The organism is Neisseria bacilliformis (assembly GCF_014055025.1).
Classification (GTDB): Bacteria; Pseudomonadota; Gammaproteobacteria; order Burkholderiales; family Neisseriaceae; genus Neisseria; species Neisseria bacilliformis.
In genome coordinates, this window is record NZ_CP059571.1 from 1,570,414 (window position 1) to 1,582,969 (window position 12,556).

The window sequence follows — 12,556 nt, forward strand, 5'->3', positions numbered from 1 at the left end:
CATTGGATGTCTCCGACCTACGGCACTAACCATAATCCTACTGAGGCCGTCTGAAAACCGTTTTTCAGACGGCCTTTCCAATTCATGCCAAGCCAAACGTAGGGTGTCTGGCGCAGCCACGCACGCGGTCTTGCCATGCAAAAGGCCGTCTGAAAACGCAGTTTCGGCACAGCCAAAACCTTTATCCCGTCATTCCCGCGCAGGCGGGAATCTTTTCTGCTGTTCAGCAATTCTTGAAGAAACAAACTGTTGCAAAACTCAGCCAAGATTCCCGCCTGCGCGGGAATGACGGCAGGAGGGAGGCTTCGTAGAGTGTGTCGCCCCAAGGCGACGCACGCGTTCCCTGCTGCCCAACGAATCCGTGCGTTTCCCCAAAAAAACAAAACCGCGTGCGTGGCTTGCGCCATACACCCACCAAACGGCAAAGGCCGTCTGAAAGTACGCACAGTCCGTAGGTCGGGCATTCATGCCCGACATTTCTAAATTTTCCGACGTTCGTCAGTCGGGCATAAATGCCCGACCTACGGATTTTTCGGCCTGCGCGGAAATAACGGCAGAGCGGGTCATACGTAGGGTGTGTGACGCAACCATGCACGCGGTTTATGCCGCTAACGTAGGGCGTGCCGCCCCAAAACGACGCACGCGTTCCATATCGCTCAAAGGCCGTCTGAAACCCCGCAACACGGTTTTCAGACGGCCTTATTCCTTTTGCCATCATCCATATTGATTTTAATTATTGAAACAAAGCGTATGGATATGTAAAATGCGCGAACCGTTTTATAAACGGCTTTTTTGTCAACCCCTCATGAGTATAACCATGACCCAAAAGCCCCTCCCCCTGTTTGTTGCCGCCGCCCTGTTTGCCGCTTATGCACAGGCCGAAGAAGCGAAGCCGCCCGAGCAGAATACCGCAGTTGAAGCTGTTGAAGCGGAAGGAAAAGTTGCCGCCGTGGTGGTGCGCGGCAGCCGCAACACCCCGCGCCAGAGCGGCGACAATTACACCGTCAAAGGCAGCACCTCCGCTGCCAAGCTCGATTTGAAACTCAAAGAAACGCCGCAGAGCATCAGCGTGTTCACCCAGCAGCAGATGCAGGATCAGAACCTGCAAAACCTCAACGATATTCTCGAAGAAACCCCGGGCATTACGGTAATTAACGATTCCATACCCGGCGTGAGCGATGCGGAATACTATTCGCGCGGCTTTCCTGTGGATAACTACCAGCTCGACGGCGTGATGGTCAGCTGTTCTATGCTTGGCGGGCGCACCGCGCAAGACAGCTTTTTATACGACCGCGTGGAAGTGGTGCGCGGCTCGACGGGGCTGACAACGGGCGCGGGTGATCCGGCCGCCAGCATCAATTTTGTGCGCAAATGTCCCACTACCGCCAAAGCGGGGGCGTTAAATCTGAAATACGGCTCGTGGAACGACAAGCGCATCGAATTCGACTACGGCGGCGCGTTAAACGAATCGAAAACCGGCGTAAGTAACAAAATGGAGGCTGAAAATCCCTGCAAGCCTTATCCTATAAGGCTTTAAAGAGGTTCAAAGGTTTTGAACACAAAAAATGCCTTTTCTGCGGCTCAAAACAGGTCAAAAAGAACGGTGTCCGCAACGGCCTCCAATGCTACAAATGCCTCGCATGTGGCAGACAGTTTGACAGCGGCAGGCGGCCCAATCCGCAGACACTGTGGCAAGCCTGCACATCAGGCAAACAAACCGCCGCACAGCTTGCACAAATCCACGGATGCAGCCGCCAAACCATCCTGCGCCATCTCAAAAAGGCCGCGCCAAAAGCACAGTTCGCCGCTCCGTCAACAGCCAACGTCATCATGGACGCCACCTACTTCGGCCGCACATTCGGCGTCATGGTTTTGTTCGACAGCATCAGCAGGCAGGCATTGTCTGTTGCCGAAGTCAAAAACGAAACCAACATGCTTTACGCCCAAGCAATAGGCCGTCTGAAAGCCAAAGGCATTGAAATCCAAAGCATCGTTTGCGACGGAAGGCGCGGACTGGCGCAGATGTTTCCCGATATTCCCGTACAGCTTTGCCACTTCCATCAGATACAAACCGTCCGACGCTACCTGACGCGCAACCCGCAAACCGAAGCGGGAAAGGCACTTTGGCGTTTGGCCCTAACGCTCAAAAACAGCACAAGAGCCGACTTTGAAAGCGGTTTGAAAGCATGGTTTGACGAGCACAAAGACTTTTTAAACGAACGCACGAAGCAGCCTGAAACCGGCAAATCCCGCTACACCCATCCGAGGCTCGGAAGCGCGTATTTCAGCCTGAAACGGAACTTGGATAAGCTGTTTGTGTTCGAGCAATACCCCGGTTTGAGCATCCCAAACACCACCAATCTGCTTGACGGCATATTCTCCGACATGAAACGGCTTTTGGCCTGCCATCAAGGGATGAAACAAGAAAACAATGTTAAGTTTATTAAGGACTATTTCTCTGTTGAATCGTAATGGCAGCCTCCATTTTGTTACTTAGACACAAAGCCCTCTGAAACAGCCTCCATTTTGTTACTTACGCCCGAAAACCCTCAAAGGCCGCTTTGTCGCCACGCTCGGGCACAGCAACAGCTTTCTAGACAGAGTAAGGCAGCGTTCGCACGCGCTCTACAGCGTAGTCGAATGGTCGCCCGACAATAAAAACTTTCTCACCTTCGGCCACCGCCACCAGCACCGTGTTGTACGCGGCGCACCACGCAGAGGGGTTTCCCGCTACTCCCGCGTCAATTTGGGGCTAGACCCCAATACATATGAAGAGAAACTGGAATGGATAGATGCCCGCGACACCCCGCCGAATTTCAATAACGGCGCAGACTGGGCGTTTGACAAGCAAATAAATGACAATTTTTTTTATTGAATACAAGCACTTTTTTAATTCTAATCTTTCTCTTCAAACTACTTATAATCAAATCCGTAACAAACAGCATTTTCTTTATGGCGATATCGGCACAACAGGTTATGCACCAAAATTAAAGGGGCTGTACTAGATAAGCCCTAAATTCCACACCACCGACGCAGCACTTTGAGCTGCTCGGAAGGTGTGCCAAAGTTAAAGGGGCTGTACTAGATAAGCAGTCATGTTAGACTGCAAAAACGAAGATAACCCGTTGTAAGCTAAAAAGAGTATTCAAAAGAAACTGCTCCAATTTTTTGTACTCGAAGTTACCGCCCGTTCAGCTGCCAATTTATTGGGCATCCACCCCAATTCGGCAGTGCTGTTTTACCGCAAGGTTCGCGTAGTCATCAGCCATCATCTCTCGTTGGAAGCCGATATGGTTTTTAACGGCTCGGTCGAGTTGGACGAGAGTTATTTCGGCGGACACCGCAAAGGCAAACGCGGGCGCGGTGCGGCAGGCAAGGCGGCGGTTTTCGGTATTCTCAAACGCGGCGGCAAGGTCTATACCGTAGTGGTTGAAAACGCCAAAAGAGAAACCTTACTGACTGTTATCACAAAGAAAATCATGCCGGACAGCATTGTCTATACGGATTGCCTGGGCAGCTATGACGTATTGGATGTGAGTGGCTTTACCCACCAACGCATCAACCACAGCAAGCTGTTTGCCGACAGGCAGAACCACATCAACGGCATTGAAAATTTCTGGAATCAGGCAAAGCGCGTACTGCGCAAATACAACGGAATCGACCGAAAATCTTTCCCGCTGTTCTTGAAAGAATGCGAGTTCCGTTTTAACTTTGGCACACCTTCCGAGCAGCTCAAAGTGCTGCGTCGGTGGTGTGGAATTTAGGGCTTATCTAGTACAGCCCCAAATTCATTCCGTATGGCGGTTTGATTGTCGAACTAACCCCATCTATTAATGCTTATGCCAGCTATGCGGGTATTGCCAAAGACAACGATACATTCGGTGTAACCCAGTTTGACCGCCAGCCCAAAGGCGGCGGCAAATTTCCGCCGATTACAGGCAACTCGAAAGAATTCGGCATCAAAGGCGGCCTGTTTGACGACAAACTCAATTTTTCCCTCGCCTATTTCACCATGACGCAGAACGGCTACCCCTCCTTCAAGCCGACAGGCGTAGGCGAATGTAAAAGCTGGGACAGTTCGGGTCAGTGTATCAACCGCCCGCTGGAATACGATATTGTCAACGGCTACAAAAGCAGCGGTTACGACATCAATATCGCAGGGAAAATCACGCCGAAATGGCTGGTTCAGGCAGGCTTTACCAAGCTGAAAATCGGCAAACCCTACGCCTCTCCCAATTCCGACAGCGAATTGGGCGACGAGCTGAATATGGATTACGGCGAAACCTATACCGCTCCCGCCAAAACTTTCAAATTCTTTACCCGCTATGATTTCACAGCGAAATTTGCCGCAGGTATCGGCATGAGATGGAACAGTGGCGTGAAGCCGAAACCTTGGGGACACGGAATGTCCAACGGCCAATATTATGTTTCAGACAAACCGAAGGAACTGTGGCAGTCTTCTTACGCTGTATGGAATGCGATGGCTTCTTACAAAATCAACAAACATGCTGCCGTTGCAGTCAATGTCGGCAATCTGTTCAACAAACGCTACTACACCAATGCACGGGGTAATTTTTACGGCAAACCCAGAAGTGTGAACGCAGCGATAAAAATAAGGTGGTAATATAAAAATTTATTCATATAAAACAACAGTATTAAAATAAATATGGTTATTTGATCTGTTTTTGCTTGCGCCCTGTTAATTTTAGGATTAATATTCGTCCCATTAAATCCAAACGCCGCCGTAAGCCGCCGTAATTTCCGGCAGGCAACAAAAAAGCGGCATCAGCCGCCATTTCAGAACCCAAGCCATAAAACAGAATTCCCGCAGCAATGCGGAAAAAAACTTGACCCGCTGCTGTCTCTTAAAATTTCAGTTTCGGGAAGCAGCGAGTCAAGAAACGGGAATGCGCTACACGCATTTCAATTTTCTTATCCGTTAAAGGAGTTATTGTATCATGGCATCAAACACCGTAAAAAGTCTTGCCCTCATTGCAGCCCTCTTCGCCGCCCAATCGGCTTCCGCCGTAGATTGGAACGGCTAGCGCGTTAACCTGAACGAGCATTCGCCCTACGACAAATCTGTTGACGGCGTATATGCCGGATCATTTACTTACGGCCGCCAGACCTATGGCCCGTCCATTGCCGTTGCCGGACAGAACGGCCGCAAGGTAACGCAGACCACCATCGCGCTGAACACTTTCGCACCCGACAAACTGCACAACGCTCAGGTGAAAGACCCGGCCTACAGCGACAAAACCAAGCTCGGCAACAACGGCTCGGCAGGCACGGATTCGAATATGGTCTACAGAATCTACCGGCAGAAATATTCCGGTGTTCTGGCCAACGTTACCAAGCTGAAATCGGACGGTACCAAATACAAAAACCGTAATTTTGTCAAGCACATTGTCGGCGACAACACCAAACTCGCCAATCTGCCGAAATCGGGTACTTTCCGCTATCACGGTATGGCCTTTACCAACTTCCCGCAGGGCGATTTCAACTATCAAATCGATCTGGCCAGCAAACGCGGCAAGGGTGATTTTACGCTGAACAAACTGCTGGTGCCTGCCGCATGGATTGACAACTCTACTGACTCCCGTTTGGCTGTGGAAAAAGCCGGTAAAGAGAAAGGTCTTAACCGCTTCATCAATGTGGCTGGCACGTTGAAAGAAGCTCCGATTGTTGCCAATGCCAACGGCACACTGGGCGTAACCGACGGCAAAGCAGAAGTGCGCGGTGCTGCTGCTACTGAAAAAGGCAAGCAGTATATTTTACCAACGCTGCCGCTGCCCAAGCTGCGTATGATTTGGTTACAAAAAATCATAAAGCAAAAATCTACGGCGACGTTGACCCGCGCTACACTCTGAACGTGTACGGCCCGAACGGCGAAGAAGTTGCCAGCTTCGTCAACGGCCTGCCCGACCGCGTCGGCGGCGTAGCCATCATCGGCAAACGCTGATATGCCCTTGCAAAAGCGGGTTGCGGCACAATCCGCTTTTTTTGCCGCCCCGAGAAACGTTTTCAGACGGCCTCTGCCCCCTTAGGTAGGGTATGTCGCCCTAAGGCAGCGCACACGTTCCGGCCGTCCGCAAGCCGAGGCCGTCTGAAAAAACAAACCCGCCCCGCTCTATACCCATGTTCCCGAAAAAAACCGTCCCGCTGCTCCCCTTGCTGTTTTTCACCCTCTCCTCCGCGCCCGCCCTTGCCGACGACCCCTCCGCCAAAATCCAAACCACCCCCGAATCCGGCCTGCTGCGCGGCCTTGCCGACGATTTGGAAAGCCGCCGCGAACAGATCGAAACCAACAGCGGCCTGCGCAAAAAAAAAAACGCCGCCGCGCAGGAGGAAAGCGAAGACATCCCCGATTTGGACGACGAAGATTTGAAAAAACATCCCGAGCTGGCCAACCGCGTGTTAAACGCCGCCATGCTCTCCGAAGACTGGGACACACTGGAACACGTTTCCGGCTTCTACCACGACATCCCCGGCCACGACCCCGTGCTGGACGCCTATGTGCGCGGCGCGCTTTTGCGCGCGCAGGGCAGGCCGGGCAAGGCCGCGAAGGTGTACCGCGACATCTTGCGTCAACATCCCGATTTGAGCTATGTCCGCCTCGATTTGGCGGGCATGCTGTTTGAAAACCGCGCCTACAAAGACGCGACCAAAGAGTTTGAACAGGCCAAACGCGAAGACATCGAACCCGAAGCGGCGGCGCAGGCCGACGCCTATCTGGCGGCGGTGAAACAGGCCGACCCATGGCAGATCAGGCTGCGCGGCGGCTGGCAATACGGCAACAACACCAACAACGCCACCTCCAACGACTACTTCCTCTGGCCGTTTGCCGTAGTCGGCAGCATAACCTACTACTACAAACTGCCGCGCGACCCCGAAAGCCTGCCACAGCGGCAGCGGCATCAGCTACGGCGCGCAAATCGGCAAAGACACCAACCTCGCAGGCAACCACAACATCGGTTTCAACCTCGAAGCCGAAGGCGTGCGCTACCCGCACTAGCGCGACGACGACGAATTTTCCCTCTCCCTAGACGCAGGCTACAAATACCGCACGCTCAACAACACCTTCGCCCTCACACCCCGCTCGTTTCCGCCTCATGGCTCGGCGGCCGCCAATACAGCCGCAACACCGGCGCAAACGCCTCGTTTTCCCGCTGGGCAACCCCCCGCCTGCAACTCTCCGGCGCGTACACCTTCATCCGCAAAAAATACCGCGACGAACGCTACGCCGGCTACAACGCCGCGCTCAACGGCCTCTCCGCCTCCGCCGTCTACGCGCCCTCACCCCAAACTGGTTCGCCTTCGGCGGCCTCGGCGTGCAGCGCGAAAAAACCGACGATAAAGAAGAAACCTCCACCCGCCGCTTCGCCAACCTCGGCACACTCTACCGTTTCGCCAACGGCACCAACATCCGCATCGGCGGCCGCTACGTCTCCCGCAAATTCGCCCGCCCCGCCGCCCTCTACGGCGGCATCACCCGCAGCGACTGCGAAACCTACGCCGACGCTTCGGTGTGGAAAGAAAAATGGCTGCCCGGCGGCATCACCCCCTAAGCTGGAATTCTCCTACCTCAAAGTCAGAAGCAACATCTACGCCTTCCCGCGCAACAAAAAACAGATCTCCTTCACGCTGGAAAAAGAGTTTTGAAATGTGGGAACAAAGCAAACAGGCCGTCTGAAAACCGCTTTTCAGACGGCCTGTTCCCCATCCGACCCATTCCGAACACAAGGTAGGGTGTGTGGCGCAGCCACGCACGCGGTTTATGTCGCTAACGTAGGGTACGCCGCCCCAAAACGACACACGCGTTCTATGCCACATAACCAATCCGCGCGTTTCCCCAAGAACCAAACCGCGTGCGTGGCTGCGCCACACACCCTACCGAACGGCCGCCTTTTCCCTTTTCAGACGGCCTGATGACGATGACTAATTTTGCCTATCATTTAATAAATCCTTATTTCTCATAAGGTTAAACAACAAACCGGCGCATTTTTTCCTTGACCGGCCAAAAAGGATTACTTAAAGTGCCGCCCGTAACAAGCAGCATAAAAAACACAAAAACCGGTTCGACCCGACACAAACCAGAAAGCCAAAAAACATGAACGCAACCTCCGGAAAAAACACCGGCGGCAAACCCGCCGATGTGTACTTTTTCGGCACCTGCCTGCTCGACATATTCATGCCCGAAGCCGGTTTGGATGCCGTTACCCTCATCGAACAGCAAGGCATACGCGTGCACTTCCCGATGGCGCAAAGCTGCTGCGGCCAGCCCGCCTATACCTCCGGCCACCCGCAGGAAGCCTTCGACGTCGCCGCCGCCCAGCTCGACCTCTTCCCCGAAAACTGGCCCATCGTCATCCCCTCCGGCTCGTGCGGCGGCATGATGAAACACCACTGGCCGCAGCTTTTCAAAGGCAGCGTCCACGAAGCCAAAGCCCAAGACATCGCATCGCGCGTCATCGAATTCACCCATTTCCTGCTCGACATCGGCTACACCCCCGAAGACAAAGGCGGCAGCATCAAAGTGGCCGTGCACACCTCCTGCGGCGCGCGCCGCGAAATGGGCGTGCATCTCACCGGCTGGAAACTCATCGACAGCCTGAAAAACGTCGAACGCGTGGTACACGACCACGAAAGCGAATGCTGCGGCTTCGGCGGCACCTTCTCCGTCAAACAGCCCGACATCTCCGGCGCGATGGTGGCCGACAAAGTCGCCGCCCTCAAAGCCACCGAAGCCGTGGAAATCGTCAGCGCGGACGCCGGCTGCATGATGAACATCGGCGGCAAAATCGCCAAAGACGAACCGCAGATGCCCCGCCCCAAACACATCGCCACCTTCCTTCTCGAACGCACCGGAGGCAAAGCATGAGCGCGCGCGACAACATACTGGCCAAACTCAAAAAAGCCGACGCCTACCCGATGAAAGAGCCGCAGGTTGCCGAGTATTACCAGGAAATCCACCCCGAATGGGAAAGCGAAACCGCCCGCCTCAAACACTGGGCCGACACCATGCGCGCGGTGAAAACCGAAATCTGTTGGGTAACGCGGCAAAACTGGCCGCAGGCCATGCTCGCCGCCGCGCAGAAAAAAGGCTTGAAAAACATCCTGCTGCCGCTAGACACCGAACATGGCCAAGCCGCCGCCGCCGCTTTTCAGACGGCCTCAGACATCGAAATCAAAACCTTCGACCGCCCGATTGAAGACTGGAAAGACGAATACTTCGCCCGCATCGACGCCGGCTTCACCGCCGCCCGCTGCGGCATCGCCCACACCGGCACCCTGCTGCTCTGCCCCGACGCGCAAGAGCCGCGCAGCCAAAGCCTCGTACCCCCCGTACACTTCTGCCTGTTCGACACCGCCAAAATGTACGACACCTTCCACCACGCCCTCGCCGGCGAAAACCTGGCGCAAAACATGCCCACCAACGTCGTACTCGTCTCCGGCCCCTCCAAAACCGCCGACATCCAACTGACCCTGGCCTACGGCGCACACGGCCCGCGCGACCTCGTCGTCCTCGCCGTCCTGCCCGACCACATCGCCCCGTCATACATGGAGACCGCCGCATGAGCACCCAAACCGTACACTTCCACCCCAAACCCGAAACCTTCAAACAAAACGCCCGCGACGCCCTCGCCGACCAGCCCCTGCGCAAAAGCCTGCGCACCGCCATGGACATGCTGATGGGCAAACGCAAAGCCGTCCTCTCCGACGAAGAAGAGCTGCAACTCTTGCGCACCCTGTGCGAACACATCCGCCAACGCTCCCTCTCCCGCCTGCCCGAGCTGCTCGAACAGCTCGAAGCCAACCTCACCCGCCTCGGCGTAAAAGTCCACTGGGCAGAAACCCCCGACGAAGCCTGCCGCATCATCCACGGCATCATCAGCGCGCACAACGGCAAACTCATGGTCAAAGGCAAATCCATGGTCAGCGAAGAAATCGAACTGAACCACTACCTTGCCGACCGGGGCGTCAAAGCCGTCGAAAGCGACCTGGGCGAATTCATCGTCCAAATGGCCGGCGAAAAGCCCACCCACATCGTCATGCCCGCCATCCACAAAACCAAAGAACAGGTCAGCGAACTATTCCACCAAAACCTCGGCACCCCCCTCACCGACGACGTCGACCAACTCACCGGCTTCGCCCGCCAGGCCCTGCGCGACATCTACCGCACCGCCGACGTCGGCCTCTCCGGCGTCAACTTCGCCGTGGCCGAAACCGGCACACTCTGCCTTGTGGAAAACGAAGGCAACGGCCGCCTCTCCACCACCGTGCCGCCCGTGCACATCGCCATCACCGGCATCGAAAAAGTCGTCGCCAAACTCACCGACATCCCCCCCTTGTACAGCCTGCTGCCCCGCTCCGCCATCGGCCAGAACATCACCACCTACTTCAACATGATCACCGGCCCGCGCCGCAGCGGCGAACTCGACGGGCCGCAGGAAATGCACCTCGTCCTCCTCGACAACGGCCGCAGCCAGGCCTATGCCGAACAACAAATGCGCCGCACCCTCCAATGCATCCGCTGCGGCGCGTGCATGAACCACTGCCCCGTCTACACCCGCATCGGCGGAGCGGCCTACGGCACCACCTACCCCGGCCCCATCGGCGAAATCGTCTCCCCCCACCTCTTGGGACTGGACGCCACCCGCGACCTCCCCACCGCCTGCACCATGTGCGGCGCGTGCGACGAAGTCTGCCCCGTGCGCATCCCCATCACTGCCCAAATGCGCCGCCTGCGCGAAGAAGCCCAACGCGCCCCCGACGAAAAAGTCCCCCACCCCATACGCGGCCAGGGCGCGTCGCACACCATCGCCGAACAATGGGCATGGCGCACCTTCGACGGCATATTCAGCGGCAAAAAAGCCTATCGCGCCTTCGGCTGGGCGGCCACCACCTTCCGCGCCCTCACCCCCTCCTCGCAACTGGGCTGGACCAACCACCGCAAACCCATGAAACCCGCCAAAAAAACCCTGCACGAAATGATGAAAGAGCGGCAAAAGCAGGAATAAACCGTTTTTCAGACGGCCCGGCATACCACAGAGGCAGTCTGAAAACCCGGCTTCGGCGCAGCCAAAACCGCCCGCCGCACACCGCACAAAAAGCCGTCTGAAAACCGCATTCCCACGTTTTCAGACGGCCTTTTATCCGTTAAGCAGGGTGTGGCGCAAACCACGCACGCGCTTTCAGAAACGTCATCCCCGCGTTTATGCCCCGAAAGGGTATCGGCGGGGACGGCCTCACGCTTTCCCGCAGCACGCCGAATGTAAACAAATCCAAACAAATTGGAGTATAATCCCCGCCGTTTGACCGCCCTGACACCACAAATCAAAAAAGAAAGCCGATATGACCGAAAAACAAATGAAAGTCCTGTCCGTCGTCGCCACCCTCACCGCCGTCGGCATGTACGTCTCCTACATCCCCCAGATCCAAAACAACCTCAACGGCCAGCCTGGCTCATGGCTGCAACCCCTCGTCGTCGCCGTCAACTGCACCCTCTGGGTCGCCTACGCCCTGCTGAAAAAACAACGCGACTGGCCCGTCGCCCTCGCCAACGCCCCCCGGCATCTTTTTAGGTCTCATCACCTTTATTACCAGCATCATCAAATTCTAAATAAAGAGGCCGTCTGAAAAGCCTTTTTCAGACGGCCTCGATACGATAGCCAAATCTCACAAGGCAGCCTGGCTTGCAAATCCGACACAAAAACAGATAGCTTACCGGTTCGAGACCTAAGCCACGCCTGCCGAAAACGGATTAAGCACAGTAGGTTGGGTTGAAAACCCAACACAAAACAGACAATTTAACAGTTTTGTTGGGTCAAGACCCAACCTACGGGTTTCAGACGATCCCAGCCGATGTCGGATACCGCACGGTAGCTTGGGTTGCAAACCCAACACCAACCAACAATAAATAAAAACCAAAAGGAGCAAGCCATGCAATACCGCCGCGCGTTTACCCCGGGCGGCAGCTATTTCTTCACGCTTGCCCTGCAAGACAGAAAACAAGATTTGCTGGTGCGCTATATTGATGCCCTGCGGCAGGCGTTTGCCGAAGTAAAAACGCGGCATCCGTTTGAAATTACCGCCGTATGCGTATTGCCCGATCATCTGCACCTGCTGGTAAAACTGCCCGAGCACGACCAAAACTACCCGATGCGCCTGCGCATGATTAAAGCCAAGTTTTCTCAGGCATTGCCGAAAATCGAAAACGTTTCCCCTTCGCGCAGGCAGAAAAACGAGCGCGGCATTTGGCAGCGGCGTTATTGGGAACACAAAATCCGCAACCAAGAGGATTTGAACGCCCATATCGATTACATCCATATCAACCCTGTCAAACACGGTTATGTTGCCCGCGTGGCGGATTGGCCGTATCCCTCGTTTCACCGTTATGTGTGGCAGGGCATATTGCCCGCAGCTTGGGCGGGCGGAGATATGGACGGAGACAGCGGTTTCGGAGAACCATAGGTAGCGGGTTACGGTAGGTTGGGTTGCAAACCCAACACGGGGCGGATGATTTAACGGATTTTGTTGGGTTGAGACCCAGCCT

The 12,556-nt window shown here is 55.3% G+C and carries 9 protein-coding genes and 3 pseudogenes; all 12 read left to right on the forward strand.

Translation table 11 applies throughout. The annotated features are described in order from the left end of the window. The first annotated feature begins 817 nt into the window (after positions 1-817). The 12 genes and pseudogenes from H3L91_RS07665 (at position 818) to H3L91_RS07715 (ending at position 12,474) form a co-directional block, all read left to right on the forward strand. Positions 818-1,537: a TonB-dependent siderophore receptor gene (locus tag H3L91_RS07665; protein ID WP_182109818.1), complete on the forward strand. Its 720-nt coding sequence runs from the start codon at positions 818-820 to the stop codon at positions 1,535-1,537. Beyond that, positions 1,510-2,472, forward strand: coding sequence for an IS256 family transposase, variant Zn-binding type (locus tag H3L91_RS07670; protein WP_425325895.1), 963 nt, complete (start codon positions 1,510-1,512; stop codon positions 2,470-2,472). Before H3L91_RS07665 ends, H3L91_RS07670 begins: the two co-directional genes overlap by 28 nt. A 645-nt stretch (positions 2,473-3,117) precedes the next feature. Continuing rightward, positions 3,118-3,764, forward strand: a pseudogene (locus tag H3L91_RS07675) (IS1595 family transposase). A gap of 26 nt (positions 3,765-3,790) precedes the next feature. Further along, entirely contained in the window at positions 3,791-4,624 is an 834-nt protein-coding gene (locus H3L91_RS07680) for a TonB-dependent receptor domain-containing protein (protein ID WP_182109912.1), read from the forward strand. 607 nt (positions 4,625-5,231) lie between these two features. Further along, positions 5,232-5,870, forward strand: a complete 639-nt coding sequence (locus H3L91_RS07685; protein WP_007343143.1) for a factor H binding protein domain-containing protein — start codon at positions 5,232-5,234, stop codon at positions 5,868-5,870. A gap of 268 nt (positions 5,871-6,138) precedes the next feature. Beyond that, positions 6,139-7,281 (forward strand): annotated as a pseudogene (locus H3L91_RS07690) (surface lipoprotein assembly modifier); the annotation flags it as partial. A 50-nt stretch (positions 7,282-7,331) separates the two neighbouring features. Further along, on the forward strand, positions 7,332-7,568 hold the full coding sequence (locus H3L91_RS12630; protein ID WP_040658990.1) for a surface lipoprotein assembly modifier: 237 nt from the start codon (positions 7,332-7,334) through the stop codon (positions 7,566-7,568). 542 nt (positions 7,569-8,110) lie between these two features. Continuing rightward, positions 8,111-8,881 carry a (Fe-S)-binding protein gene (locus H3L91_RS07695; RefSeq protein ID WP_007343146.1) on the forward strand — a complete coding sequence of 257 codons (771 nt, stop codon included), beginning with the start codon at positions 8,111-8,113 and terminating at the stop codon, positions 8,879-8,881. Then, positions 8,878-9,579, forward strand: a complete 702-nt coding sequence (locus H3L91_RS07700; RefSeq protein ID WP_007343147.1) for a LutC/YkgG family protein — start codon at positions 8,878-8,880, stop codon at positions 9,577-9,579. Before H3L91_RS07695 ends, H3L91_RS07700 begins: the two co-directional genes overlap by 4 nt. Further along, the gene (locus H3L91_RS07705) at positions 9,576-11,021 is read left to right on the forward strand and encodes a LutB/LldF family L-lactate oxidation iron-sulfur protein (RefSeq protein WP_007343148.1); all 1,446 of its coding nucleotides are present in this window, start codon (positions 9,576-9,578) and stop codon (positions 11,019-11,021) included. Before H3L91_RS07700 ends, H3L91_RS07705 begins: the two co-directional genes overlap by 4 nt. Positions 11,022-11,355: 334 nt before the next feature. After that, a pseudogene (locus tag H3L91_RS07710) lies at positions 11,356-11,623 on the forward strand (SemiSWEET family transporter). A 320-nt stretch (positions 11,624-11,943) separates the two neighbouring features. Next, entirely contained in the window at positions 11,944-12,474 is a 531-nt protein-coding gene (locus H3L91_RS07715; RefSeq protein ID WP_040659565.1) for an REP-associated tyrosine transposase, read from the forward strand. Positions 12,475-12,556: the final 82 nt, after the last annotated feature.

Excerpts from the sequence above, each read along its gene's own strand:
- H3L91_RS07665 (WP_182109818.1), top strand. The coding sequence starts at position 818 with ATGACCCAAAAGCCCCTCCCCCTGTTTGTTGCCGCCGCCCTGTTTGCC.
- H3L91_RS07695 (WP_007343146.1), top strand. The coding sequence starts at position 8,111 with ATGAACGCAACCTCCGGAAAAAACACCGGCGGCAAACCCGCCGATGTG.
- H3L91_RS07700 (WP_007343147.1), top strand. The coding sequence starts at position 8,878 with ATGAGCGCGCGCGACAACATACTGGCCAAACTCAAAAAAGCCGACGCC.
- H3L91_RS07705 (WP_007343148.1), top strand. The coding sequence starts at position 9,576 with ATGAGCACCCAAACCGTACACTTCCACCCCAAACCCGAAACCTTCAAA.
- H3L91_RS07715 (WP_040659565.1), top strand. The coding sequence starts at position 11,944 with ATGCAATACCGCCGCGCGTTTACCCCGGGCGGCAGCTATTTCTTCACG.